The sequence below is a fragment of the Rhodococcus sp. AC861 genome, assembly GCF_979256035.1.
On sequence record NZ_CEEDMW010000003.1, the window covers coordinates 212994 to 238823 of the forward strand.

26 protein-coding genes and 1 tRNA gene are annotated in these 25830 nt (G+C 67.6%); 20 read left to right on the plus strand and 7 right to left on the minus strand.

Annotation, left to right across the window (positions count from 1 at the left end; translation table 11 throughout):
- Positions 1 to 83 precede the first annotated feature (83 nt).
- Positions 84 to 156 (plus strand) — tRNA-Glu (locus AC0IX4_RS10540).
- A 155-nt stretch (positions 157 to 311) separates the two neighbouring features.
- Here AC0IX4_RS10540 and AC0IX4_RS10545 read toward each other — a convergent pair.
- Positions 312 to 1013, minus strand: a complete 702-nt coding sequence (locus AC0IX4_RS10545) for an IclR family transcriptional regulator (protein WP_042576507.1) — start codon at positions 1011 to 1013, stop codon at positions 312 to 314.
- Between the two features lie 94 nt (positions 1014 to 1107).
- On the opposite strand from AC0IX4_RS10545, the gene leuC reads away from it, so the two are divergent.
- The 3 genes from leuC to AC0IX4_RS10560 all read left to right on the plus strand — a co-directional run bounded on the left by leuC (position 1108) and on the right by AC0IX4_RS10560 (position 4051).
- On the plus strand, positions 1108 to 2526 hold the full coding sequence (leuC, locus tag AC0IX4_RS10550) for a 3-isopropylmalate dehydratase large subunit (protein WP_056075988.1): 1419 nt from the start codon (positions 1108 to 1110) through the stop codon (positions 2524 to 2526).
- Positions 2527 to 2567: 41 nt separating this feature from the next.
- Positions 2568 to 3170, plus strand: coding sequence for a 3-isopropylmalate dehydratase small subunit (gene leuD, locus AC0IX4_RS10555; protein WP_042576509.1), 603 nt, complete (start codon positions 2568 to 2570; stop codon positions 3168 to 3170).
- Between the two features lie 167 nt (positions 3171 to 3337).
- On the plus strand, positions 3338 to 4051 hold the full coding sequence (locus tag AC0IX4_RS10560; RefSeq protein WP_056075990.1) for an HU family DNA-binding protein: 714 nt from the start codon (positions 3338 to 3340) through the stop codon (positions 4049 to 4051).
- A 69-nt stretch (positions 4052 to 4120) separates the two neighbouring features.
- On the opposite strand, the gene AC0IX4_RS10565 is transcribed toward AC0IX4_RS10560, so the two are convergent.
- Genes AC0IX4_RS10565 through cofC form a run of 3 tightly spaced genes read right to left on the minus strand, consistent with a single transcriptional unit; the run spans position 4121 to position 8039 of the window.
- A complete protein-coding gene (locus AC0IX4_RS10565) occupies positions 4121 to 5056 on the minus strand; it encodes an NUDIX hydrolase (RefSeq protein WP_056075994.1) in 936 nt (311 codons plus the stop codon).
- Between the two features lie 10 nt (positions 5057 to 5066).
- On the minus strand, positions 5067 to 7301 hold the full coding sequence (locus tag AC0IX4_RS10570; protein WP_471828919.1) for an RNA degradosome polyphosphate kinase: 2235 nt from the start codon (positions 7299 to 7301) through the stop codon (positions 5067 to 5069).
- Positions 7302 to 7343: 42 nt separating this feature from the next.
- Positions 7344 to 8039: a 2-phospho-L-lactate guanylyltransferase gene (gene cofC / locus AC0IX4_RS10575; RefSeq protein WP_471828920.1), complete on the minus strand. Its 696-nt coding sequence runs from the start codon at positions 8037 to 8039 to the stop codon at positions 7344 to 7346.
- Positions 8040 to 8179: 140 nt separating this feature from the next.
- Between cofC and AC0IX4_RS10580 the strand changes: the two genes are divergently transcribed.
- Together AC0IX4_RS10580 and AC0IX4_RS10585 are read left to right on the plus strand one after the other, a co-directional pair.
- A complete protein-coding gene (locus AC0IX4_RS10580; protein WP_042576513.1) occupies positions 8180 to 9178 on the plus strand; it encodes an NAD(P)H-dependent glycerol-3-phosphate dehydrogenase in 999 nt (332 codons plus the stop codon).
- A 53-nt stretch (positions 9179 to 9231) separates the two neighbouring features.
- Positions 9232 to 10323 (plus strand): D-alanine--D-alanine ligase family protein, encoded by a 1092-nt coding sequence (locus tag AC0IX4_RS10585; protein ID WP_471828921.1) that lies wholly within the window; start codon positions 9232 to 9234, stop codon positions 10321 to 10323.
- Between the two features lie 6 nt (positions 10324 to 10329).
- Here AC0IX4_RS10585 and AC0IX4_RS10590 read toward each other — a convergent pair whose 3' ends face one another.
- Complete coding sequence (locus tag AC0IX4_RS10590; protein WP_471828922.1) at positions 10330 to 10902, minus strand: DUF3515 domain-containing protein; 573 nt, start codon at positions 10900 to 10902, stop codon at positions 10330 to 10332.
- 138 nt (positions 10903 to 11040) lie between these two features.
- Between AC0IX4_RS10590 and AC0IX4_RS10595 the strand changes: the two genes are divergently transcribed.
- Genes AC0IX4_RS10595 through AC0IX4_RS10610 form a run of 4 tightly spaced genes read left to right on the plus strand, consistent with a single transcriptional unit; the run spans position 11041 to position 13697 of the window.
- On the plus strand, positions 11041 to 11988 hold the full coding sequence (locus tag AC0IX4_RS10595) for a thiamine-phosphate kinase (protein ID WP_471828923.1): 948 nt from the start codon (positions 11041 to 11043) through the stop codon (positions 11986 to 11988).
- Positions 11973 to 12473, plus strand: a complete 501-nt coding sequence (locus tag AC0IX4_RS10600; RefSeq protein ID WP_471828924.1) for a GNAT family N-acetyltransferase — start codon at positions 11973 to 11975, stop codon at positions 12471 to 12473. Before AC0IX4_RS10595 ends, AC0IX4_RS10600 begins: the two co-directional genes overlap by 16 nt.
- A 37-nt stretch (positions 12474 to 12510) precedes the next feature.
- A complete protein-coding gene (locus AC0IX4_RS10605; protein WP_042576546.1) occupies positions 12511 to 13032 on the plus strand; it encodes a gamma carbonic anhydrase family protein in 522 nt (173 codons plus the stop codon).
- A complete protein-coding gene (locus AC0IX4_RS10610) occupies positions 13029 to 13697 on the plus strand; it encodes a uracil-DNA glycosylase (RefSeq protein ID WP_471828925.1) in 669 nt (222 codons plus the stop codon). Before AC0IX4_RS10605 ends, AC0IX4_RS10610 begins: the two co-directional genes overlap by 4 nt.
- A gap of 3 nt (positions 13698 to 13700) precedes the next feature.
- Here the strand turns inward: AC0IX4_RS10610 and AC0IX4_RS10615 are convergent, their stop codons facing one another.
- Both AC0IX4_RS10615 and rpmB read right to left on the minus strand, forming a co-directional pair.
- A complete protein-coding gene (locus AC0IX4_RS10615) occupies positions 13701 to 14486 on the minus strand; it encodes an enoyl-CoA hydratase/isomerase family protein (RefSeq protein ID WP_056076010.1) in 786 nt (261 codons plus the stop codon).
- 120 nt (positions 14487 to 14606) lie between these two features.
- Positions 14607 to 14798 carry a 50S ribosomal protein L28 gene (gene rpmB, locus AC0IX4_RS10620; RefSeq protein WP_042576517.1) on the minus strand — a complete coding sequence of 64 codons (192 nt, stop codon included), beginning with the start codon at positions 14796 to 14798 and terminating at the stop codon, positions 14607 to 14609.
- 252 nt (positions 14799 to 15050) lie between these two features.
- Between rpmB and recG the strand changes: the two genes are divergently transcribed.
- The 10 genes from recG (at position 15051) to kdpF (ending at position 25827) form a co-directional block, all read left to right on the plus strand.
- Positions 15051 to 17279 (plus strand): ATP-dependent DNA helicase RecG, encoded by a 2229-nt coding sequence (gene recG, locus AC0IX4_RS10625; RefSeq protein WP_471828926.1) that lies wholly within the window; start codon positions 15051 to 15053, stop codon positions 17277 to 17279.
- A gap of 178 nt (positions 17280 to 17457) precedes the next feature.
- The gene (locus AC0IX4_RS10630; protein ID WP_471828927.1) at positions 17458 to 20865 is read left to right on the plus strand and encodes a pyruvate carboxylase; all 3408 of its coding nucleotides are present in this window, start codon (positions 17458 to 17460) and stop codon (positions 20863 to 20865) included.
- 7 nt (positions 20866 to 20872) lie between these two features.
- Positions 20873 to 21463: a 16S rRNA (guanine(966)-N(2))-methyltransferase RsmD gene (rsmD, locus tag AC0IX4_RS10635; protein WP_471828928.1), complete on the plus strand. Its 591-nt coding sequence runs from the start codon at positions 20873 to 20875 to the stop codon at positions 21461 to 21463.
- 14 nt (positions 21464 to 21477) lie between these two features.
- The gene (gene coaD, locus AC0IX4_RS10640) at positions 21478 to 21960 is read left to right on the plus strand and encodes a pantetheine-phosphate adenylyltransferase (RefSeq protein WP_056074460.1); all 483 of its coding nucleotides are present in this window, start codon (positions 21478 to 21480) and stop codon (positions 21958 to 21960) included.
- A gap of 121 nt (positions 21961 to 22081) precedes the next feature.
- Positions 22082 to 22843 (plus strand): DivIVA domain-containing protein, encoded by a 762-nt coding sequence (locus AC0IX4_RS10645; RefSeq protein ID WP_471828929.1) that lies wholly within the window; start codon positions 22082 to 22084, stop codon positions 22841 to 22843.
- Positions 22844 to 23125: 282 nt separating this feature from the next.
- Positions 23126 to 23614 carry a YceD family protein gene (locus AC0IX4_RS10650; RefSeq protein WP_082043152.1) on the plus strand — a complete coding sequence of 163 codons (489 nt, stop codon included), beginning with the start codon at positions 23126 to 23128 and terminating at the stop codon, positions 23612 to 23614.
- 81 nt (positions 23615 to 23695) lie between these two features.
- Positions 23696 to 23878, plus strand: coding sequence for a 50S ribosomal protein L32 (gene rpmF, locus AC0IX4_RS10655; RefSeq protein ID WP_027504976.1), 183 nt, complete (start codon positions 23696 to 23698; stop codon positions 23876 to 23878).
- Positions 23879 to 23894: 16 nt separating this feature from the next.
- Positions 23895 to 24677: a ribonuclease III gene (rnc, locus tag AC0IX4_RS10660; RefSeq protein ID WP_056074466.1), complete on the plus strand. Its 783-nt coding sequence runs from the start codon at positions 23895 to 23897 to the stop codon at positions 24675 to 24677.
- The gene (gene mutM, locus AC0IX4_RS10665) at positions 24670 to 25557 is read left to right on the plus strand and encodes a bifunctional DNA-formamidopyrimidine glycosylase/DNA-(apurinic or apyrimidinic site) lyase (protein WP_471828930.1); all 888 of its coding nucleotides are present in this window, start codon (positions 24670 to 24672) and stop codon (positions 25555 to 25557) included. The genes rnc and mutM overlap by 8 nt, the downstream gene beginning before the upstream one ends.
- Positions 25558 to 25728: 171 nt before the next feature.
- Positions 25729 to 25827: a K(+)-transporting ATPase subunit F gene (gene kdpF, locus AC0IX4_RS10670; protein ID WP_062575821.1), complete on the plus strand. Its 99-nt coding sequence runs from the start codon at positions 25729 to 25731 to the stop codon at positions 25825 to 25827.
- The last annotated feature ends 3 nt before the right edge of the window (positions 25828 to 25830 follow it).

Here is a 25830-nt window from a genome sequence, read left to right on the forward strand (position 1 = left end):
GAAACACCCGATTTTGTCGGATGCTCTCGGCCGGTTACGCTCTCCCGGTTGCTCCACAGAAATGAATAACACGGCAAGTTCCTGGCCCCGTCGTCTAGCGGCCTAGGACGCCGCCCTCTCAAGGCGGTAGCGCGGGTTCGAATCCCGTCGGGGCTACAGAGTATTCGAGGACCACTGCGATGCGCAGTGGTCCTCGAGTCGTTTCCGGGGTTCCACGTGTGCGGAGTGCACACCCCGTCTGGTGGGCGCACACCCTCCGCCGCACGCCGCAGGGGGTGTGCGGTACGTGGCAGGGGTGTTCGCTCCGGCCTCTACAGGCGCTTGTGCACGGCGTCCGCGGCCTTGAGGAGATCTTCCGCCCATCGGACCCCCGGCCGTCGCCCCATCCGGTCGATCGGCCCCGACACCGAGATCGCTGCCACCACTCGGTCGTCGCGCCCACGGATGGGAGCGGCGACACTCGCGACGCCCGCTTCCCGCTCCGCGGCACTCTGAGCCCACCCCCGTCGGCGGACGTCCGCGAGGACTCGCTCTCCGAACGCGGCGTCGGGAAGGACGGCGCGCTGCAGGGCGGGGTCGGCCCATGCGAGAAGGACTTTGGCGCCGGAGCCCGCGGTGAGCGGAAGTCGGGCACCCACCAGCACTGTGTCGCGCAGACCCGTCGGCGGTTCCATGGCCGCCACACACACCCGGACGGTGCCGTCGATCCGGTACACCTGCACGCTCTCGCCCGTGATCTCGCGCAATCTGGGCAGCACCGTCGACGCGGCCTCGACGACGGGATCGCCCGCGGTGTCGGCAAGTTCCGCCAAGGCGGGTCCGGGTCGCCACAGGCCGTCGCTGTCACGGGCGAGCATCCGGTGGATCTCGAGTCCCACCGCCAGCCGGTGAGCGGTCGCGCGGGGCAGACCGGTGTGCGCGCAGAGGTCGGCGAGGCTGCAGGGCTGCGTCGAGACCGCGTGCAGCACGCTCACTGCTTTGTCCAGAACGCCGATGCCGCTATGCTGTCCCATGTAGCGATACTAGCGTCTCGCATCGTGAGATGGTGAGTGTGGATCGCTGCTCGACGTATCACGGATGCTCGATGTATCGGGAGAGGTAGCAGTCATGGCACCGAAGACGCTCGCAGAGAAGGTCTGGGATCAGCACGTCGTCGTCCGCGGAGGCGGCGAAGGCGATGCGACCAAGCCGGATCTCGTCTACATCGACCTCCACCTCGTGCACGAGGTCACCAGCCCCCAGGCGTTCGACGGACTCCGTCTGGCCGGCCGACCGGTCCGCCGGCCCGATCTGACCATCGCCACGGAGGACCACAACGTCCCGACCGTCGACATCGACCAGCCGATCGCCGATCTCGTGTCTCGCACCCAGGTGGACACGTTGCGACGCAACTGCGAGGAATTCGGTATCCGCCTGCATTCGATGGGTGACATCGATCAGGGCATCGTGCACATCATCGGCCCGCAGCTCGGACTGACCCAGCCGGGCACGACCGTCGTCTGCGGAGACAGCCACACCTCGACCCACGGCGCATTCGGCGCTCTGGCAATGGGAATCGGCACCAGCGAGGTCGAACACGTCCTGGCCACGCAGACCCTGTCGCTGCGCCCGTTCAAGACCATGTCCGTCACCGTCGACGGTGAACTGGGCGACGACGTCGGCAGCAAGGACCTCATCCTGGCCGTCATCGCGCAGATCGGTACCGGCGGAGGCCAGGGCTACGTCATCGAATACCGCGGGGAGGCCGTCGAGAAGCTGTCGATGGAAGCGCGGATGACCATCTGCAACATGTCGATCGAAGCCGGCGCCCGTGCCGGGATGATCGCCCCCGACCAGACCACCTTCGACTACATCCAGGGACGACCGCATGCGCCGACGGGTGACCTGTGGGACCGCGCCGTCGCGGAATGGTCGACGTTGGTGACCGACGAGGGCGCGGTGTTCGACAAGGAAGTTCGTATCGACGGGTCGGCGCTGACACCGTTCGTCACCTGGGGCACCAATCCGGGGCAGGGCGCTCCGCTCAGCGCCTCGGTGCCGGATCCGGCGGACATCGTCGACGAGGGTGAGAGCCAGTCGGCCGAGAAGGCGCTCACCTACATGGGTCTCACCGCCGGAACGCCGTTGCGGGAGATCTCCGTGGACACCGTCTTCCTCGGTTCCTGCACCAACGGCCGGATCGAGGATCTCCGCGTCGCAGCGAAGATCCTGGAGGGTCGCACGGTGGCCGACGGGGTGCGCATGCTCGTCGTTCCGGGATCCATGCGAGTGCGTGCACAGGCCGAGGACGAGGGGCTCGGCGACATCTTCGTCGCGGCAGGCGCGGAATGGCGCCAGGCGGGGTGCTCGATGTGCCTCGGGATGAACCCGGATCAACTGGCCCCCGGTGAGCGGTCGGCGTCGACGTCGAACCGCAATTTCGAAGGGCGACAGGGCAAAGGTGGTCGGACCCACCTCGTCTCTCCCGCGGTCGCCGCGGCGACCGCGGTACGCGGACGTCTGTCCGCTCCCGCGGATCTGACCTGACCCGACCATTCTCGCGTACTGCTGCCGAAAAGGATCGCATCATGGAATCGTTCACCACTCACACCGGAATCGGCGTCCCGTTGCGTCGCAGCAACGTCGATACCGATCAGATCATCCCGGCCGTCTATCTCAAGCGAGTCACCCGAACGGGTTTCGAGGACGGTCTGTTCGCCGGGTGGCGCACCGACCCCGGCTTCATCCTCAACGTCGCTCCGTTCGACCGGGGTTCGGTTCTCGTAGCGGGTCCGGATTTCGGTACCGGGTCCTCGCGCGAGCACGCTGTGTGGGCGCTCTCGGACTTCGGTTTCCGGGTCGTCATCGCCTCCAGATTCGCCGATATCTTCCGCGGAAACGCCGGAAAGGCGGGCCTTCTCGCCGCCGTTGTCGAGCAATCCGATGTGGAACTGCTGTGGAAATTGCTCGACGAGCAGCCCGGTCTCGAACTGACGGTCGACCTGGAAACGAAGACGATCAGCGCCGGAACCCTGGTGGTGCGCTTCGATATTGACGACTACACCCGGTGGCGTCTGCTCGAGGGTCTGGACGACATCGCACTGACGTTGCGCCAGGTAGAGGCCATTTCCGAGTTCGAGAAGTCCCGCCCGGAATGGAAGCCGGTGACGCTTCCGGCCCCCGGTCGTTAGCAATTCTCCGGGTCTCTCCGCGGCCGTTGCGCGACACTCATTGTGTCCGCGACGTTTACGGCTAACACACCGATTTGGCGTGGCTCGTGGACTACTCGGCATTTCCGGTTTACCGTGGTACTCAGTCGGTCCGACGACGGGCCAATCAGTTACCGGAGGAAATACCGATGAACAAGGCCGAACTCATCGATGCGTTGACCGAGAAAACCGGTGCGGATCGTCGCGCCGCCACGGACGCAGTCGAGAACATCGTGGACATCATCGTGCGTGCCGTGCACCGCGGGGAGTCGGTGACCATCACGGGATTCGGCGTCTTCGAACAGCGTCGTCGCGCTGCTCGCGTCGCTCGCAACCCGCGCACGGGTGAGACCGTCAAGGTCAAGCCGACCTCGGTTCCCGCCTTCCGTCCCGGTGCTCAGTTCAAGGCCGTTATCGCCGGTGGACAGAAGCTGTCCGCCACCGGACCCGCCGTGAAGCGTGGCGCATCCGCCGCTCCCGCGAAGAAGACCGCAGCCGCCAAGAAGACGGCCGCCAAGAAGACTCCGGCCAAGGCACCCGCGAAGGCGCCGGCGAAGTCCACTGCCGCAGCGAAGAAGACCACCGCGGCCAAGACTCCCGCCAAGGCCCCTGCCAAGACTGCAGCGAAGAAGACGACGGCAGCCAAGGCGCCCGCCAAGACCGCCGCCAAGAAGACGACGGCAGCCAAGGCGCCCGCCAAGACCGCTGCGAAGAAGACCACCACCGCGGCCGCGAAGAAGACCACGGCAACGAAGGCTCCGGCGAAGACCGCGGCCAAGAAGACCACTCCCGCGAAGAAGGCTGCACCGGCGAAGAAGGCTCCGGCCAAGAAGGCTCCGGCGAAACGTACTGCGCGCAAGTAACCTTCGCTCGACCCCGATACGCCGACGAGCCCCGGTCCTCATGGACCGGGGCTCGTCGCGGTGTGACAGCTAGGAGTCGGTGCGGCGGGGGAGCGGCGAGTCGGTGTAGTCGGCGGCCACCAGAACGCCTCCGACGAAACTCAGGACCCAGACGCTCGCCTTGCGCGAGCGGGTCCGACTGAGTTCGATTCCGTCGCTGTCGGCCCACCACTGCATGAGGTCGGGAATGACCTTGCCCTGACTGCAGATCACCGGAACACCGGCCACGTCGCCCGCGATCTCCCTCGCGCGGCGGCGACCCCTGTCCGGGTCGCGCGCATAGCCTTCCTCGGTCAGCGTCGGTTCGAGGGTCAGGTCCACGCCGACGGACTCCGCCCACGGGGCGATGGTCTGGATACACCGTGTCCGCTCGGCGGTGAATCCGTCCGTGCCACCGAACGCTTGGATCAGCGGCACCAGCGCAGCGGCCTGCCGCACCCCGACGCTGTCGAGCGGCCGCTCGGCGTCGTCACCCTTGTAGCGCGCCTTGCTGCCGGCCCGTGCATGACGCACCAGCACAGCGGTACTGGTGGGTACGGGGTTCTGGGCGAACCGGCCCACGACGTCGCGATCGGCGTCGTAGGTGGCCAACTCCCGCGCCTCGGCCGGGGTGAGCCACTGCAGTTCGTCGACCTCGTCGTTGACGGCGAACTGGCCGTCGGTGACGCGGGCGGCCCAGTAGTCCACGTGCTTCGTCTTCTTCGATCGCGGGATCGCGTAGGTGGTACTTCCGAGGCTGTGCCCGAGAACGCAGCGGAAGCCCGTCTCCTCGTGTACTTCTCGCACCGCGGCGACTGCCGGAACCTCGTCGGCCTCGACCTTGCCCTTCGGCAACGACCAGTCGTCGTAGCGCGGCCGGTGCACGAGCGCGACGACAGGTTCGTCGCCGGAGGCCGACGCCCTCCACAGCACTGCACCGGCCGCCGCGATCGGTTCGATGTCGCGGCGTCCGCGCGACGTGCTCATCGCCCCACCCTCACGAACCGGTGTAGCGGCGCTGCCGCATCAGGGACACCTGGTGGTCGCGAACTTTCTCACCGCCGGCCGGTGACGCTGTCCACGCCCCGTCGGACTGCAACACCCAGCACCGCGTCGTCACGTCCATGGCGGAATCGAGCACCGAGTTCAGTTGATCGGACAGGCGCGGATCCTTCACCTGGGCCATCACTTCCACGCGGCGATCGAGGTTGCGGTGCATCATGTCCGCGCTGCCGATCCAGAATTCGTCGAGAGCCTTGAAATGCAGCACTCGCGAATGCTCGAGGAATCGACCGAGGATGGAGCGGACCTCGATGTTCTCGCTCAGACCCGGCACACCGGGCTTGAGAGCGCAGATGCCGCGCACCATGACCTCGACGCGGACGCCCTGGGTGGAGGCCCAGTACAGCGCGTCGATGACCTGTTCGTCGACGAGAGCGTTCGCCTTCAGGCGGATACGCGCATCCTTGCCTTCCTGGTGGGCTCGAACCTCGGCCTCGATGCGTTCCACGATGCCGGCCCGGACGCCGAAGGGAGCCACCAGCAGGTTGCGGTAGTGCTCCTTGCGCGAGTACCCGGTGAGGGAGTTGAACAGGTCCGTCAGATCGGCGCCGATCTCGTCGGACGCCGTGATCAGACCCACGTCCTCGTACAGGCGCGCAGTCTTGGGGTTGTAGTTGCCGGTGCCTATGTGGCAGTAGCGGCGGATGGTCGACCCTTCACGGCGCACGACGAGGCATGTCTTGCAGTGCGTCTTGAGGCCGACCAGGCCGTAGACGACGTGCACCCCGGCCTGCTCGAGCTTGCGCGCCCAGGCGATGTTGGCCTGCTCGTCGAAGCGCGCCTTGATCTCCACGAGCGTCACCACCTGCTTGCCCGCCTCGGCGGCGGCGATCAGGGCGTTCACGATGGGGGAGTCACCGGACGTCCGGTAGAGGGTCTGCTTGATCGCCAACACATGGGGATCGGCGGCGGCCTGCTCGATGAATCGCTGGACGCTGGTGGAGAACGAGTCGTAGGGATGGTGCAGCAGTACGTCGCCGTCGCGCACCGTGGAGAAGATGCTGCGCGGAGTCTCGCGCTCGCCGAAGGCGGGGTGCGTGGCCGGGACGAACGGTGCGTCCTTCAGTACGGGCTTGTCGACGCCGTAGATCTGCCACAGGCACGACAGGTCCAGCAGTCCCGGCACCTGGATCACGTCACCCGGATCGACGTCGAGTTCGCGGAGCAGGAGATCGAGCATGTGCTCGGTCATGTCGTCGGCGACCTCGAGGCGAACGGGGGAGCCGAAACGGCGTCGGGCGAGCTCGCGCTCGAGTGCCTGAAGCAGGTCCTCGTCGCGGTCCTCCTCCACCTCGAAATCAGCGTTCCTGGTGATGCGGAACGCATGATGCTCCACGATCTGCAGTCCCGGGAACAGCACGTCGAGGTGAGCCGCGATGAGCTCCTCCATGGGGAGGAACGCCGGAATGGCGGGTGCGTCACCGCGTCGCAACTGGACGAAACGGTCGACGTTGTCCGGCACCTTGACACGAGCGAAGTGCTCGCCACCAGTGGTCGAATCCTTGACCGTCACAGCAAGGTTGAGGCTCAGGCCGCTGATGTACGGGAACGGGTGGGCGGGGTCGACGGCGAGCGGTGTCAACACCGGGAACACCTGTTCGGTGAAGTGCTGGGTGAGCCGCGCACGTTCGTCGGTGGTCACTTCCGACCACCGGATGACCGAGATGCCCTCGTTCGCCAGCTCCGGCAGGATGCGGTCGATGAAGGTTCGGGCGTGGCGATCCGCGATCTCCTGGGTGCGCCGGGCGATCAGGGAGAGTTGCTCGCGCGGAGACAGTCCGTCCGCCGAGCGCACGGACAGTCCGGTCTCGTCGCGACGCTTGAGCCCGGCGACACGCACCATGTAGAACTCGTCGAGGTTGCTGGCGAAGATCGCGAGGAACTTCGCGCGCTCGAGAAGAGGAAGCGAGGAATCCTCGGCCAGGGCCAGAACTCGAGAATTGAAGTCCAGCCAACTCAATTCGCGATTGAGGTAACGGTCCTCCGGCAGGAGATCGACGGGGACCGGAGTGTCCGACGTCGCCGCCGGCGGAGCGGTGGGTGCGGACGGGCGACGGCCGTCGTGCGGCACGCTCGACTCGTCGGCGGCGGGCTCGGTGGTCTTCTCCGGCGCGGTGGCCGGGGGGAGTTTCTCGATCGCCTCGTTGTTCACGCGTCGATCATCCCCCACTCGCGGCTCCGGTGAGTAGTCGACCGGACGCGAGTTCCGCCGTCACACTCCCCGCCACCCCAGCTCGGCGAGAACTCGCGTGGTGTGTGGCCCCACGCCGAGTGCGAGCGCCGCGCGGACATCGTCGGCGGTGTCGACGTCGAGTCGCAGTCCGGGCCACTCGCCGGCCAGCGGCAGGGCGCCCGAATCGACGTGGCGGGTAGCGGAATCGGGCCCGAACCGGGGTTCGAGGCGTCGGGGCTGGCCACGCACGATCAGCGCGGACGTTCCTGTTCCCGTGTGGTCGACGACCACCGACCGGGTGTCGGGAGGTGCGGCGGCGTACGCCTGAACCAGTTCGGCCGTGGTGAGGGCGGGAAGATCTGCCTGCAGCGCGATGACGTCACCGCCGTGGGCGTGACGCACGTCGTCGTCCGCGGCCGACAGTGCTCTGTTGAGCCGTTCGACCGTCGTGCGTCCCGCCGACTCCGGTTCGGACACGGTGCGGCCGCCGAGCGATTCCGCGATGCGGGCGACGCGGGCGTCGGGAGTCACCACCGACCAGCCCGTGACCGCCTCCGCGGCCGATGCTGCCTCGAGGGTGTCCCGCAGCATCGCCAGAACCAGCTCGGCGCGCTCCTGTCCGGGAAACGTGGTGGCCAGGCGGCTCTTGGCATCCACCAGGTTCTTGACCGCGAGCACCAGATGGACACCGGGCCGGGGCTCGGTGTCGGTCGGGATCGGACTGGGCGTGCTCATGAGCGTCGATCCTGCCAGTCGGCATTACTGCAGACTTCGTTCGGCGGGCCTCCGACATGGTTACTGTGAGCCGCCAGGGCCCGCGGCGGGACACGTTCCGGGCGGCCCGACAGTGACGACGAACGACGGAAGGCTCGGCCATGGTGAAGGCAGCGGTGCTCGGTTCCGGTTCCTGGGGAACCGCATTCGCCAAGGTTCTGGCCGATGCGGGCACCGAGGTGACCATGTGGGCCAGGCGCGAGGAACTCGCGAGGTCCATCGACAGCAAGCACCGCAACGAGGACTATCTGCCCGGCGTGGACCTGCCGCCGGCCATCCGTGCGACGCACGACGCCGCGGAAGCGTTGGACGGCGCGTGCACGGTGATCCTCGCGGTGCCGTCCCAGGCATTGCGCGCCAACCTCGCCGAGTGGGCGCCGCTGATGGGATCGGACGTCACGTTGCTCTCGCTCGCCAAGGGCATCGAGACCGGGACGTTGATGCGCATGTCGCAGGTGATCTGTCAGGTGACCGGCGCGGATCCCAGCCGCGTCGGCACGTTGTCGGGCCCCAACCTGGCCAAGGAGATCGCGGCCGAGCAGCCGACCGCCACCGTCATCGCGTGCCCCGATTCGAATCGGGCGATCGCGCTCCAGTCGGCCTGTGCCACGAGTTACTTCCGGCCGTACACCAACTCCGACGTCATCGGCTGCGAGATCGGCGGTGCGTGCAAGAACGTGATCGCCCTCGCCTGCGGCATGGCGGCGGGAGTCGGGTTCGGGGAGAACTCGGTCGCGAGCATCATCACCCGCGGGCTCGCCGAGGTCACGCGCCTCGGGGTCGCTCTCGGCGCGAACCCCTCCACGCTGGCCGGGCTCGCGGGCGTGGGGGATCTGGTGGCCACGTGCTCGTCACCGCTCTCGCGTAATCGCACCTTCGGCGAACGTCTCGGATCCGGTGGTTCGCTGGAGAGCGCGCAGGAAGCGGCGCACGGTCAGGTGGCCGAAGGTGTGAAGTCCTGCACATCCATCCGGGCGCTCGCCGAGGCGTACGACGTGGAGATGCCGCTGACCGACGCGGTCCACCGCGTCTGCCACGAGGGGTTGTCCGTGCCCGACGCGGTGCACTCGCTGCTGGGGCGTCGACACAAGCCCGAGTGAGTGTCGGCGATCCGCGTCGTGCCGACCGATCGGGTCGCCGGTACGGTTCTCCCGTGAACGATCGCATCAAGGTGGCCGTGGTGTACGGCGGACGCAGCAACGAGCACTCCGTGTCCTGTGTGTCCGCCGGAAGCGTCATGCACCGACTGGACTCCGACCGCTTCGACGTGATTCCCGTCGGTATCACCCGCGACGGGACGTGGGTGGAGGGCACGTCGGATCTCGCGTCCCTGCGGATCCGGGACCGGGCACTCCCCAGTGTCGCCGACGCCGCACCGCTCGCACTGGGTGTCGACCCTCGCAGTCCCGGTCGGATCACGCGGGTGGAGTCCGGTGAGGTCGTCGCGGACGTCGATGTCGTCTTCCCCGTCCTGCACGGTGCGTACGGCGAGGACGGAACCGTCCAGGGTCTGTTCGAGGTGGCGGGAGTGCCCTACGTGGGACCCGGCGTGCTGGCCAGCGCGGCCGCGATGGACAAGGAATTCACCAAGAAGCTTCTCGCGGCCGAGGGCCTGCCGGTGGGCACCCAGGTCGTTCTGCGCCGGGATCGGTCGACCCTGACCGACGACGAGCGGTCCCTCATCGGACTTCCGGCCTTCGTCAAACCGGCACGCGGCGGGTCGTCGATCGGTATCACCCGCATCACCGACTGGGAGCAACTGGATCACGCCGTAGCCGTTGCGCGGGAGCATGATCCGAAGGTCGTCATCGAGTCCGGCATCGTCGGGCGCGAGGTGGAATGCGGTGTTCTCGAGATGCCGGACGGCACCGTGCGCGCCAGCGCGATCGCCGAGATCCGGATGCCCGAGGACGCCGGTACCGAGGCGGCGTTCTACGACTTCGACAGCAAGTACCTCGACGACGTCTGCGAGTTCGACATTCCCGCGAAGCTGGAGCCCGGTGTGGCCGATCGCATCCGCGACATCGCCGTCCGCGCCTTCGCCGCTCTTGACCTGCAGGGTCTGGCTCGCGTCGACTTCTTCGTGACCGAGGACGGCCCGGTGATCAACGAGATCAACACGATGCCCGGGTTCACCGCCATCTCGATGTACCCGCGCATGTGGGGAGCCACCGGCGTCGAGTACTCCGACCTGGTCGGCACGCTCGTCGACACCGCTCTCGCCCGCGGGACCGGACTGCGCTAGTAAAAGTTAGTTGATCGGCGCTGGATCGAGGGGCGTCTGGGGGAGCGCGGCGGTGACCGCGGCCGACAACGCCTGGATCGGTGTCGGTCCCGTTCCGTCCGGGATCGTGGCTGCCGCGTAGACAGCCCGGTCGACGACGTACCAGGTGCTCGCCGTGAGTCCCTGGTCGGCGCCCGAGATCTGGAACCACTGGACGCCGTCCACGACGTCGAGTCGTGCGGCCTGGTCGAATTCGAGCGGCCTGTCGAGTCCGCACCGGAGCACGATCGGCTCCGTCGTCTCGTCCGACTGCCACGCGGCTGCCCCCGGCGGTGCGGGCTGGACCATCTCGGCCCGCGAGAACGTGTCGAACGAGTCCGGCAACGCGCCCAGCAGATCCGCGCACTGCGTGCTCTCGGACAGCGGAGCGGGAACCGCGCCGACCGCAACCGGCTCACGGACGGGAGTGCGGTTCGCCATCACCGCTGCCACCAGGACGCCGACGACCAGTGCGACCGGGAGTGCGATCGCGGTCGCGACGAGCGCCGGATGCAGGCCCGTCGCCGACTCGTCGGTCACCGACGGTTGGTCCTGCGTCATGCGTCGTTCCTCATCTCGTGGCATCTGTCCGCGAACGGTGGTCTCGGGAAAACGTTACCCGCGCGGTGGCCGTAGGCTTTCCGGCAGCACGCTGCGCTCCGTCGGCGCCGGTGTCCGTTTCCCAGCGAGAGGTGCGAGTTGTCCGACCACGAACCGTCCGTCGCGGCCATCGGAGAGTTCGCCCTGATAGCCCGCGCCACCGCGGGACGCACGTGGCCTGCATCCGTGTCGATCGGTCCGGGTGACGACGCTGCCGTCGTCGACGCTCCGGACGGCAGAGTCGTGGTCACCACCGACATGCTCGTGGAGGGTCGACACTTCCGTTTCGACTGGTCCGATCACCACGACGTGGGACGGAAGGCGATCGCGCAGAACGCAGCCGACATCGCCGCCATGGGGGCTCGGTGCACCGGGTTCCTGGTGTCGATGTCCTGCCCGTCGGCCACGGCAGTGGCGGATCTGGACCGCCTCACCGACGGGCTGTGGCAGGAGGCCGGCCGGGTCGGCGCGTCCATCGTGGGGGGCGACGTGACCGGGGGAGAACGTCTGGTGCTGTCGATCACCGCACTCGGCGATCTCGAAGGCCGCTCGGCGGTCGTTCGGTCCGGCGCACGCGTCGGGGACGTGCTCGCACTGTCGGGAGTCGTCGGGCAGTCGGCCGCGGGCCTGGCGTCGTATCGCGCGGGCAACGACGACTTCCCGGATCTCCGTGCAGCGCATCGGGTTCCGTCCGCCGATCCCGAGGACGGTCCCCTCGCTGCGCGGGCAGGGGCGTCCGCGATGTGCGACGTGTCCGACGGAGTCGTCGGTGATGCCGCGCACCTTGCCTCCGCCTCCGCCGTCCGCCTCGACATCCGGTCCGAGGCGATGCCCGTCACCGACGAGATGTGCCGCGCAGCAACGGTGCTCGGCGAGGACGCCGTCGAGTGGGCACTGTCCGGAGGCGAGGACCACGTCCTCCTGGCGACGTTCGCTCCGGGCGATGTTCCGGCGAGTTGGCACGTCGTCGGATCGGTCCACGCAGGCTCGGGCGTGACAGTCGACGGCGAGACGTGGAAAGGATCGTCCGCGTGGACCAGCTTCTGAGCGTCGTTCCGACACGCCTGGACGACGAGGACGTCGTCGCCATGATCGACGAGGTACAGCAGGAGTACGTGCGTCGGTACGGCGGTCCCGACGAGACGCCTCTCGACGTGGCGGAATTCCTCCCGCCCGCCGGAGTGATCCTGAAAGCCGTCCGGGACGGGGCCGTCGTCGGAATGGGTGGATGGCGAGTGCACGAGGGCGGGGGTCCCGAGGCGGTAGGCCTGCGCCCCGGCGATGCCGAGATCAAGCGCATGTACGTCCGTGCCGACGCGCGAGGGCTCGGCGTCGCGAGGGCAGTCCTCGCTGCCATCGAGCAGACGGCGGCCACCGCGGGACGACGACGGCTCGTCCTGGAAACCGGACTGCGCCAACCGGAAGCCATCGGCCTGTACACCTCCAGCGGATACACGCCGTTGGTACCGAAGTTCGGGTTGTACCGCGACGAGGACCAGTCGGTGTGCATGGCCAAGGAACTCCACCGCTGACGACACCGTCGCCGCGGGTGATGTCATGCTGGCAGTCATGACCGTCTACGCACTCGGTGATCGCGAACCCGACATCCACGAGACCGCCTACGTCCATCCCGACGCCGTCGTGATCGGAGCGGTGACTCTCGCGGCCGGCGTGTCGGTATGGCCCGGTGCCGTGCTGCGAGGGGACTACGGAACCATCTCCGTGGGGGAGAACACGAACATCCAGGACGGCACGGTGGTGCACTGCACGCCGATTCACCCGACCGTCATCGGCGCGGGCTGCGTCGTCGGGCACAACGCACACGTCGAGGGCGCGATCATCGAGGACTCGTGCCTCATCGCGTCCGGCTCGGTCGTGTTGAACGGGGCGACCGTCGGTCGAGGTGCCGTCGTCGGGGCGGGCGCCGTGGTGCCGTTCGACGCCGTGGTGCCCGAACGCGCCATGGCGCTGGGTGTTCCGGCCCGCGTACGGGAGGGACATGTGGTGGCGGAGGGTCATGTCGAGAGGAACGTCGCGATGTACCGCGCCAACGCCGACTACTACCGCGACGCGCTTCGCGAGATTCGATGACGGCGCCCGTCGCAGATCCGGGTTGGGCCACCGCGCTCGCTCCCGTCGCCGACGACATCGCCCGGATGGGCGACTTCCTGCGCGCCGAGAACGCCGCCGGGCGTGGGTATCTCCCGCACGGTGCCGACGTCCTGCGAGCCTTCACCCGGCCGTTCGAGGACGTTCGCGTCCTCGTTCTCGGCCAGGACCCCTACCCGACGCCGGGACACGCGGTCGGACTGAGCTTCTCGGTCGCTCCCGACGTGCGGCCGGTGCCGCGCAGCCTGGTGAACATCTTCACCGAGTACACCGCCGACCTCGGCTTCCCGACGCCGTCCACCGGTGACCTGTCGCCGTGGGCCGATCGGGGAGTGCTGCTCCTGAACAGGGTGCTGACCGTGGAGCCGGGTCAGGCAGGATCACACCGTCGCAAAGGGTGGGAAGCGGTGACCGCGCACGCGATCACGGCACTGGCGAACCGCCCCGGAAAGCCGTTGGTGGCCGTTCTCTGGGGCCGCGACGCAGCTACCGCAAAGCCGCTGCTGGGATCGATCCCCACGGTGGAGTCGGTTCATCCGTCTCCGCTGTCGGCGTCGCGGGGCTTCTTCGGATCGCGCCCGTTCAGCTCGGTGAACGATCACCTCGTCGCACTGGGCGAGGAGCCCGTCGACTGGAGATTGGACTGACGGTCACCGACCGAAGGACGGACGCCGCTTCTCGACGAACGCGTCGACGCCTTCGATGCCGTTCGGCGTCGACGCCATCGCGGAGATGGAGTCGGTCTCGGCGTCGAGCTGATCGGACAGCGTCGCGGAATCCGACGCGAGGAGGAGTCGCTTGGTGGCTCGGGTGACGCTCGTGGGACCGGCGGCCAGCGACCGGGCGAGACGTTCGGCCTCCGAGGCGATCACGTCGTCGCCGACCAGTCGCGTGAGCAGTCCGAGTCGGAAGGCCTCGTCCGATCCCAGGACGGAGTCGTTCAGCAGGATGTCCCGTGCGCGTCGGATACCGACGATGCGGGGCAGAGCCCAGGTGAGGCCGCCGTCGGGTGTGAAGCCGAGGGCGGGGTACGCGGGCCGAAGTCGAGTGGACCGTCCTCCGATGGCGATGTCGACATGGCAGACCAGCGACATGCCGGCTCCTGCGGCCCATCCCGGGACACCCGCGATCACGGGCACGGGGACTGCGGTCAGCGCGCGGACGAAGTCGTGGAAGCTCTCGGCCAGCGACCGGACGAACGCACTGCGGTCGGGTGCGGAATGGAAGGCGCGCACGTCCCCGCCGGCGCAGAAATTGGCCTCGGCTCCCACGAGCAGAACCGCACCGACCGAGTCGTCGAGGTCTGCCAGTGCTGCGGCGCCCTCGCTCATGGCGTTCCCGTCGAGGACGTTGCCTCCGGTCGGGGTCGCTATGCGGATCGACAACACTCCGTCGTCGAGGGAGACGAGTGGGGCCGTGGCGGAAGGATCGGTCATCGTCCGACCATAGAACAGGCCGCTCGGTTCACATGACCTCGACCCGAAGTATCGGAACACGACGATGCCCCGGTACCGAAGTACCGGGGCATCGAGGCAGTGATGAATCGTGCGGGAACGTCAGCCCCGGACCACCTTGCCGGCCTTGAGGCACGAGGTGCACACATTGAGCCGACGAGAGTTACCCGGCGCGACCTGCGCGCGGACGGTCTGGATGTTGGGGTTCCAGCGACGGTTGGTACGGCGGTGCGAGTGCGAAACCGACTTACCGAAGCCGGGTCCCTTGGCGCATACGTCGCAGACGGCAGCCATAGTCGCGAACTCCTTGGTATTCGAGGTGAAACCAGAGCGCGATGGTGACCGCGTCTGGAGCAGGGCAAGATCTTCGTACAACTGCGCCCCTCACCCCCGGACATGCCGGACGCGTCAGACGCAACCCTGCAAGACTAGCGGTCCGAGTGCCGTGAGTCCAAACCGGTCCGGCACGCCATGTCTGTCGCCGGCTGATGGAAAGATCGTAGGCACCCGCACGGCGTGGGGCGCACGGCAGGACGGAGCGATGCAGTGGTCCAACTCGGTGACCGGCTGGACAACGTACTCGGAAGCAAGGTCGCCGGACCGCTCGCCGACTCGTTCTCGCTGCAGACCGTCGAGGATCTCCTGCGCCACTACCCGTTCCGGTACGTCACCCAGGGGCAGGGACTGGCGCGCAAGGACCCGGAGGACGGTGAACGCATCACCGTCGTCGGGACGGTGGCCAAGGCCGATCTCGTTCCGATGCGTCAACGCAAGGGCCACATGCTCAAGGTCGTTCTCGACTGCGACGGCCAGAGTGTGTCGGCCACCTTCTTCAACGGTCACAAGGTGCGCCACAACATCACCACGGGCTCGCGCGCGATGTTCTCCGGCACCGTCAAATGGTTCAGGACGTCCTGGTCGCTGAACCACCCCGGCTACCTCATGCTGACCGACGACGAGGACGACCTCGTCGGCACGACTCACGGCGGTGGGCAACTGGCGGGGATGGCCCGCGGCGCGACGGACAGTTCCGGCGCCGTCAACATGTCCATGCTCGCGTTGCCGTTCCTCCCCATGTACGCGGCGACGCGGGAAGTCGAGAGCTGGACCTTCCTCCGCTGTGCACGGCAGGTGCTCGATCAACTCGACCCTGTCGAGGATCCGCTTCCGGAGTCGGTGCGCACCGAGCACGGCTTGACCGGTCTGGACGAGGCACTGCGGATCGTCCACTTCCCCGAGTCCGAGGACGACATCGAGCGCGCTCGCTACCGGCTGCGTTTCGACGAGGCGACGGCGCTGCAGCTGGTCATGGCGGAACGACGTCACTCGGTGTCCGTCCGCACCGCGCCGGCGTGCCCACCGGTCGCCGACGGAGTGGCGGCCGCGTTCGACTCGATGCTGCCGTTCGAGCTCACCGAGGGCCAGAAGGATGTCGCGCAGGAGATCGGAGAGGATCTCACCCGGTCGCGTCCGATGAGTCGGCTGCTGCAGGGCGAGGTGGGCTCGGGCAAGACGATCGTGGCGCTGCGAGCGATGCTGCAGGTGATCGACGCCGGATTGCAGTGCGCGCTCCTCGCTCCGACCGAAGTGCTTGCCGCACAGCATCACCGGTCCATCAGCACCCAGCTGGGGCCGCTCGCGACGGAAGGTGAGCTGGGTGCGCCGGACAAGGCCACCCGTGTCGTCCTCCTCACCGGGTCGATGTCCACGGCTGCCAAACGTGCCGCACTGTTGGCGATCGTCACCGGGGACGCCGGCATCGTCATCGGCACGCACGCCCTCATCCAGAACACCGTGTCCTTCTTCGATCTGGGCATGGTGGTCGTGGACGAACAGCACCGTTTCGGGGTCGAGCAGCGAGACGCGTTGCGCGCCAAGGCGAGAGACGGCGTGAGTCCCCATCTGCTCGTGATGACGGCCACTCCGATCCCGCGGACCATCGCGATGACGACGCTGGGTGATCTCGAGACGTCCACGCTTCGTGAGCTCCCGCGGGGGCGTGCTCCCATCCGCACCAGCGTCGTGCCGGCCAAGGACAAGCCGGCGTGGGTGGACCGGGCGTGGAGTCGCATCTCCGAGGAGGTCGCCGCGGGGCGTCAGGCGTACGTGGTGTGCTCGAGGATCGGCGACGAGAAGCCCGACGACGCGGGCAAGGACACACCGGACACCGCGTCGGCGGTGGACGTCTACGAGGCGTTGAGCGCCGGGGCGTTGTCCCACGTGCGGGTCGGATTGCTCCACGGCCGCTTGCCGACGGACGAGAAGGACGCCGTCATGTCGGCATTCAACGACGGCGACATCGACGTACTCGTCTGCACGACGGTGGTCGAAGTCGGTGTGGACGTACCCAACGCCACGGTCATGGTGATCGTGGACGCGGACAGGTTCGGCGTCAGCCAGCTGCATCAGCTCCGCGGCCGCATCGGACGAGGCGGGCACCAGGGCCTGTGCATCCTGCTCACCGAACTGAGCCCGGCATCGCCGACCTACGCTCGACTCGACGCCGTCGCTGCGACGACGGACGGTTTCGAGCTCGCCGTGCTCGATCTGCGGCAACGGCGAGAGGGCGATGTGCTCGGCGCCGCGCAGTCCGGAACCACGACGACGCTGAGGCTGCTCTCACTGCTCGACCACCTGGACATCATCACGGCGGCGCAGGACTTCGCTCGCGACATCGTCGAGCGCGATCCCGGACTCGTCGAGCACCCCGGACTCGCCGCGATGATGCGATCCGCGGTGGACGCCACCCGTGTCTCGTTCCTCGACAAGGCGTGATGATCGTCGCCGACTCGCGAACCCGACCCCTGTGCCGGTCCGCGGAGAATCAGGTCCCCGATACATCTGCATGACCGGTACGGGCGCCGCGACCGTGATCGGCGCTACGATCCCGGCGTCTCATATCTGGACAAGTCATGACCCTCTCTCGCACCGTCCTGAAGGTAGGTTTACCGGAATGTTCTCCAAGGTGTTGGTGGCCAACCGCGGCGAGATCGCGATCCGAGCGTTTCGTGCGGCGTACGAACTCGAGGCGCAGACGGTGGCGGTGTTCCCGTTCGAGGACCGCAATTCGGTGCACCGGACCAAGGCCGACGAGGCGTACGAGATCGGCGAGCCGGGCCATCCGGTCCGCAACTACCTGTCGGTGGATCTGATCGTCGATGCGGCGAAGCGGTCGGGTGCCGACGCGATCTACCCGGGGTACGGGTTCTTGTCGGAGAATCCGGAGTTGGCGGCGGCGTGCGCGGAGGCGGGGATCACGTTCGTGGGTCCGTCGGCGCAGGTGCTGGAGCTGACGGGGAACAAGGCGCGGGCGATCGCGGCGGCGAAGGATGCCGGGTTGCCGGTGTTGGCGTCGTCGGAGCCGTCGACGGATGTCGATGCGTTGGTGGCGGCGTCGGAGTCGATGACGTTCCCGGTGTTCGTCAAAGCGGTCGCGGGCGGCGGTGGCCGCGGTATGCGGCGCGTGGCGGAGCCGTCGGGGTTGCGGGAGGCGATCGAGGCGGCGGCGCGCGAGGCGGAGTCGGCGTTCGGTGATGCGACGGTGTTCCTGGAGCAGGCGGTGGTCGAGCCGCGCCACATCGAGGTGCAGATCCTCGCGGACACCCATGGCAATGTGATGCATCTGTTCGAGCGGGACTGCTCGGTGCAGCGTCGTCACCAGAAGGTGGTGGAGCTGGCGCCGGCGCCGAACATCTCGGACGAGCTGCGGGCCCGGTTGTGCAGTGACGCTGTGGCGTTCGCGCGGAAGATCGGGTACTCGTGTGCGGGCACGGTGGAGTTCCTGGTGGACCGGGACGGCAATCATGTGTTCATCGAGATGAATCCGCGGATCCAGGTCGAGCACACGGTGACCGAGGAGATCACCGATGTCGATCTGGTGCAGTCGCAGTTGCGGATCGCCTCGGGGGAGTCGCTCGAGGATCTGGGGTTGCGGCAGGAGGATATCCGGATCCGGGGTGCGGCGATGCAGTGCCGCATCACGACGGAGGATCCGGCGAACGGGTTCCGCCCGGACACCGGCCGCATCACCGCGTACCGGACGCCGGGTGGTGCGGGGATCCGTCTCGACGGCGGGACGACGCTGGGTGCGGAGGTGTCGGCGTACTTCGACTCGATGTTGGTGAAGCTGACCTGTCGTGGACGCACGTTCGAGGATGCGGTGGCGCGGTCGCGGCGGGCGTTGGCGGAGTTCCGCATCCGCGGTGTGTCGACGAATATCGGCTTCCTGCAGGGACTCCTGCAGGACGAGGACTTCCGTGCGGGCAACGTCACGACGTCGTTCATCGAGGAGCGACCCGAGCTGTTGACGGCGCGGTCGTCCGGCGACCGCGGTACCAAGATCCTCACCTACCTCGCGGACGTGACGGTGAACAAGCCGCACGGCGAGCGCCCGAGCACGGTGTATCCGCAGGACAAGCTTCCCGACATCGACCTGTCCGTCGCACCGCGCGACGGATCACGCCAGCGGCTGCTCGAGCTGGGTCCCGAGGGTTTCGCCCGCGATCTGCGTCAGCGAAAGGCGTTGGGTGTCACCGACACCACGTTCCGTGACGCCCACCAGTCGCTGCTGGCAACACGCGTGCGGACGTCCGGGTTGTTGATGGTCGCCCCCTACGTCGCGCGGACCACCCCCGAACTGTTGTCGATCGAGTGCTGGGGCGGTGCGACGTACGACGTGGCGTTGCGGTTCCTGCACGAGGATCCGTGGGAGCGGTTGGCGGCGTTGCGGGAGGCGGTGCCGAACATCGCTCTGCAGATGTTGCTGCGCGGGCGTAACACCGTCGGGTACACCCCGTACCCGGAGCGGGTGACGACAGCGTTCGTGGAGGAGGCGGCGGCGACGGGTGTGGACATCTTCCGCATCTTCGACGCGCTGAACAATGTCGATCAGATGCGCCCGGCGATCGACGCCGTCCGTGAGACGGGCACGACGATCGCCGAGGTGGCGATGTCGTACACCGGTGACCTGTCGAATCCGGACGAGAAGCTCTACACCCTGGACTACTACCTGCGGTTGGCGGAGCAGATCGTCGACGCGGGCGCGCACGTGTTGGCGATCAAGGACATGGCGGGGCTTCTGCGGGCGCCGGCGGCGGCGACGTTGGTGTCGGCGCTGCGGAAGAATTTCGATCTGCCGGTGCACGTGCACACCCACGACACTCCGGGTGGTCAGTTGGCGACGTATCTGGCGGCGTGGGAGGCCGGGGCGGACGCTGTGGACGGGGCGTCGGCGTCGATGGCGGGCACGACCAGTCAGCCGGCGTTGTCGGCGATCGTGGCGGCGGCGGCGCACACCGAGCGGGACACCGGGTTGGATCTGGCGGCGGTGTGCGATCTGGAGCCGTACTGGGAGGCGATCCGAAAGGTGTACGCCCCGTTCGAATCCGGGCTTCCCGCGCCGACCGGGCGTGTCTACACGCACGAGATCCCGGGTGGGCAGCTGTCGAATCTGCGTCAGCAGGCCATCGCGTTGGGTCTGGGGGACCGGTTCGAGGATGTGGAGAAGGCGTACGCGGACGCGGATCGGTTGTTGGGCCGGTTGATCAAGGTGACGCCGTCGTCGAAGGTGGTGGGCGATCTGGCGTTGCACCTGGTGGGGGCGGGGGTGTCGATGGAGGACTTCGCGGCGGATCCGGGGAAGTTCGACATTCCCGATTCGGTGATCGGGTTCCTGCGCGGCGATCTGGGCACTCCGGCCGGTGGATGGCCCGAGCCGTTCCGCACCACCGCATTGGAAGGGCGCGGCGCCGGGCGTGGGGAGGCGACGTTGACGACGCAGGACGAGGTGCTGCTCTCGGGCACGTCGGCGGAGCGGCGTGATCGGCTCAATCATCTGTTGTTCCCGGGGCCGGCGAAGGAGTTGGCGGAGCACCGGGAGAAGTACGGGGACACCTCCGGGTTGTCGGCGAACCAGTTCTTCTACGGGTTGCGTCAGGGCGACGAGCATCGGGTGCGCCTGGAGAAGGGTGTGGATCTGCTGATCGGGCTCGAGGCGATCTCGGAGCCCGATGATGCGGGTATGCGGACGGTGATGTGCATCCTGAACGGTCAGTTGCGGCCGGTGTCGGTGCGCGACCGGTCGATCTCGGCGGATGCGCCGACGACGGAGAAGGCGGATCGGTCCGATCCGTCGCATCTGGCGGCGCCGTTCGCCGGGGTGGTCACCCTCACGGTGACGGAGGGGCAGTCGGTGTCGGCGGGGGAGACCGTCGCGACGATCGAGGCGATGAAGATGGAAGCAGCCGTCACCGCACCGCGGGCGGGCACCGTCACCCGGATCGCACTGTCGGGTGTCGCCCAGGTCGAGGGCGGAGATCTGATCTGCGTCATCGCCGTCGGCGACACCACCGACAGGTCGTGACGCCGAGGTGACCAGGATCGTCGCCGGACGTGCCGGGGGACGCACGATCGTCGTGCCGTCCCGCGGGACGCGTCCCACCGCCGACCGCGTTCGCGAGGCACTCTTCAGCGCACTGGAGAGTCGCATGTACCTCGACGGGGCTGCCGTTCTCGATCTGTACGCCGGCTCCGGCGCACTGGGGCTCGAGGCGCTGTCGCGGGGCGCGGACCACGTGCTGCTCGTGGAGAACGATGCACGTGCAGCTGCTGTCGTCGCCCGGAACATCGAGGCGGTGGGACTGCCGGGAGCCGTGGTGCGAACGGCGCCGGTCGCCGCGGTGGTCGGGGGATCGCCCGAGCGCACCTACGACCTGGTCCTCGCCGACCCGCCCTACTCGGTCGCCGATGCGGCCGTGGCCTCCGTTCTGGACAGACTGGTCGGCAATGCCTGGCTCGCCGAGGACGCACTCGTGGTCGTCGAACGGTCCTCGCGGTCACCGGCCACCGCGTGGCCGGGTTCGCTGACGGAACTCACCTCCAAGCGATACGGAGAAGCGCGGGTGGACATCGCCCGCTTCGAGCAGGCCGACGACGCAGGCACCGACGACGTCGGGAACTGATAGTTTCGGGCACCATGAGCGGCGCACTGGTTCCCGGAAGCTTCGACCCGATCCACAACGGTCATCTCGACGTTATCTCCCGCGTCGCAACGCAATTCGACGAGGTGATCGTCACCGTGGTGGTCAATCCGAACAAGAAGGGCCTCTTCACCGTCGACGAGCGGGTCGAGATGCTGGCGGAGGCCACGTCGCACCTGAGCGGAGTGCGGGTGGCGACGTGGCAGGGATTGCTGGTGGACTTCGCGAGCGAATCCGGAGCGACCGCCATCATCAAGGGCCTGCGCAATGCCGCGGACTTCGACTACGAGGTACAGATGGCGCAGATGAACCGACGCCTGACCGGGGTCGACACCGTCTTCCTCGGGACCGATCCGGTGCACAGCTGCCTGTCGAGTTCCCTGATCAAGGAGATCGCCCGCCTCGGCGGCGACGTGACGTCGATGGTTCCGGGCGCGGTGCACGAACGTCTGCTGGCGCGATTGTCCGAATCTGCCTGACGCCGCGAGACGTGACACACCCGCCGGCGACACACCGGGGTGCAATCGAGCGGTCGGGTGCGAGCACCGGGCACACTTGACCTCGTCAGCTGTACCGATTCGAAGTGAGGTCTGAGCCAAGGTGTATCGGGTATTCGAGGCGCTCGACGAGCTCGTAGCGATCGTCGAGGAGGCGCGCGGCGTCCCGATGACCGCCGGGTGTGTCGTTCCGCGCGGGGACGTACTGGAACTTCTGGACGATGTGCGGGACGCCATTCCCGGTGAACTGGACGACGCCCAGGACGTGCTCGACCACCGCGACAAGCTGGTGTCCGACGCGAGGACGGGAGCCGAGAAGACGATCTCGTCGGCGAACGCCGAGGCGACCAGCACGGTCGAGAACGCGCGCGACGAGGCCGACAGACTTCTCGCCGACGCGAAGGCGCACGCCGACCGCATGGTCGCCGAGGCGACCGCACACGCGGAGAATCTCGTCGCCGACGCCACCGCGCGCGCCGATGCCACCATCGCCGATGCGGAACACGAGTACGAGGAACTGACCGAGCGGGGACGCATGGAGTCGGCTCGCTCGATCGACGCCGGCAAGGCGGCCTACGAGCGCTCCGTCGCCGACGGCATCGCCGAGCAGGAACGTCTGGTCTCGCAGACCGAGGTCGTGCAGGCGGCACATGCCGAGTCCGCACGTGTCATCGACGCTGCCCACGCCGAGTCCGACCGCCTGCGTACCGAGTGCGACCTGTACGTCGACACGAAGTTCTCGGAGTTCGAGGAGATCCTCTCGGGAACGCTGCGCTCCGTCGGTCGGGGACGTCAGCAACTGCGCACCGGTAACGGCGTGCCCAGCTACGACACCGACTTCGCGGATCCCCGCGGCCGCCGCTGAGCTGTCTCCACCCCCGAACCCCGAACCCCCCGCGAGTACGTCCATAGTGTCGTGATCGTGCGCCTCTGAGCGGCACTATCGGCGTACTCGCGGGGGAGTTCGGGAGGGGTGGGAGAAACGGTCACGGCATGATTTGGCGCAGCCCCGAGGTTCCCGTATCGTGGAGTGGTTGCCCATTGCGCTGTGAAAGGAACGTCGTTGTCTCCCGCTGCTCGTCGCCGCACCGAACCCACCTCGGATCTGGTGTTGGACACCCGTCGTCTGGGTCGCCGAGCCGGATCGATGATGCCGGTTTCTCGCACTGTGAAAGCTCCGTCGCGTATCGGCCTCGATCTCATCGCCATTCCCGAGGGCGAGGACATCGTGTTGGATCTGCGGCTCGAATCGGTGTCCGAGGGCGTTCTCGTCAGCGGCACCGTCGACGCGGACACGGTGGGGGAATGCTCACGCTGTCTCGAGCCCTTCACCTCGCACGTCCAGTTGCATCTGACGGAGCTGTTCGCCTACCCGAACAGCGTCACCGAGGCCACGACGGACGCCGAGGATCTGTATCGGGTCGAGGACGACGCGATCGACCTCGAGCCTCTTCTCGTGGATGTGGCGGGCCTCACGTTGCCGCTGCGTCCCCTGTGCACCGAGGACTGCCAGGGCCTGTGTCCCGAGTGCGGTATCCGCCTGTCGATTGCGGAACCAGGGCACAGTCATGAGATACTTGATCCTCGCTGGGCAGGTCTTGCATCGAAGCTGCAGACCGACCCCGACCAGACCTAGTCGGCCGACGCAAACCTGCGCCTGCACGACCTGTGCCCCGAGCACGAACATTGCACCGAACGAGTACGAGGAGAAGTAGAAGTGGCTGTTCCGAAGCGCAAGATGTCGCGGTCCAACACCCGATCGCGACGCAGCCAGTGGAAGACCACTGCACCCACCCTCATCACCTGCCCCAACCGCGGGTGCGGCGAGAAGACGCTGCCCCACACGGTGTGCCCGAACTGCGGCACGTACAAGGGTCGCCAGGTCACTGCGGCCGTCTGATACTCGGGCGACCTACGTGACCTCACAGTCGCCAGCGGCAGACCGGAGCGGCGAGGACGATCATGCATCGCTTCTCGCCGCTCTTGGCGTGTCTCTGGACCATGACCTTCTGATCCATGCGTTGACTCACCGCTCGTACGCGTACGAGAACGGTGGCCTGCCGACCAACGAGCGCCTCGAATTCCTGGGCGACTCGGTGCTCGGCCTCAGCATCACCGAACGTCTCTACACCGAACACCCCGACAAGTCCGAGGGTGAGCTGGCCAAGATCCGCGCGAGCGTCGTCAACATGCATGCTCTGGCCGAGGTCGCCCGCGAACTGGGTGCCGGCGGACTAGGTGCCCATCTTCTGCTCGGTAAAGGCGAGGAGCAGACGGGCGGGCGCGACAAGGCCTCGATTCTTGCCGACGGTATGGAATCGCTCCTCGGTGCGATCCACGTCGAGCACGGCATCGACGTCGCCCGCGAGGTCGTGCTGCGGTTGTTCGCGACGCTGCTGGACCGTGGTCCACGTCTCGGTGCCGGTCTCGACTGGAAGACCAGCCTGCAGGAGCTCACCGCGGAGAGGGGACTCGGCGTTCCCGCGTACGAGATCACCGCGACGGGCCCGGATCACGACAAGGAATTCACGGCCACGGTCCTGGTCGGCGGATCACCGTACGGTCAGGGTGTCGGCCGGTCGAAGAAGGAAGCCGAGCAGCGGGCCGCCAGCGCCGCATGGACGGCCCTGAGCGAGGACGCGACCGCCGCGGCCGTTGCACCACCCGGCCCGGAGCTGTCCGCAGACCGGAATGCCTGAACTTCCCGAAGTCGAGGTCGTACGGCGAGGTCTCGCCGCGCATGTCGTGGGACAGACCTTGACCGACGTGGAGGTACTCCACCCCAGGTCCGCACGGCGACACCTCGAAGGCAGCGTAGATCTGGAGTCGCGTCTGGCGGGGGCGTCGGTCGCCTCCGCGGAGCGTCGAGGCAAGTACCTGTGGTTGACGGTCCGCCACGGTGACGACACCGGTCCGCCGTCCGATGCGATCGTCGTCCACCTCGGCATGAGTGGACAGATGCTCGTCCAGCCTGCCGGAGCCCCGGACGAGAAGCATCTGCGCATCCGTGCGCGGCTGGGGAGCGGCGATACCGAACTGCGCTTCGTCGATCAACGGACGTTCGGCGGGTGGGCCGTGGCGGACCTCGTGGAGAGCGGCGGTTCCCTGCTGCCCGTTACCGTGGCCCATATCGCGCGGGACCCGCTGGATCCACTGTTCGACGCGGAGTCGGTGGTCGGTGCCCTCCGCGCCAAGCACACCGAGATCAAACGGGCGATCCTCGACCAGACTGTGGTGTCCGGCGTCGGCAACATCTATGCCGACGAATCGCTGTGGCGCACCAAGATTCACGGCAACCGTCTGACGGATTCGCTGACTCGACCGAAGCTTCGCGCCTTGCTGAACAACGCGCACGCGGTCATGGGCGAAGCTCTGGCACAGGGCGGAACGTCCTTCGACGCGCTGTACGTCAACGTGAACGGTCAATCGGGATATTTCGATCGGTCCCTCGCCGCGTACGGACAGGAGGGTCTTCCCTGTCCCCGGTGCGGTGCGCCGATCAGGCGTGAGAAGTTCATGAACCGCTCGTCGTTCAGCTGCCCGAAGTGCCAACCTCGTCCCCGCGAGCGCCGGGCGTAAAGATCCCGTAAGTGGAGGGCTCTCCCGGCGTCAAGATCGCGTGAGGGAGGGCTGATCGGCCGGCCGCCGAGCGAAGTCTGAGCACATGGCTGATCTCGCTTTTCTTTCGCTCACGGCCGGAGGCTTCGTCCTCCTGTTCGCCGTGATCCGTGCGCTGTCCAGGTCGGCATCGTGACTCTCGCCGGAACGACGTCGGTCGTCCTCCTCGTCATCGCCGCGGCACTGTGTCTGTACCTGGTGATCGCTCTGCTCGATCCCGACAGGTTCTGAGCG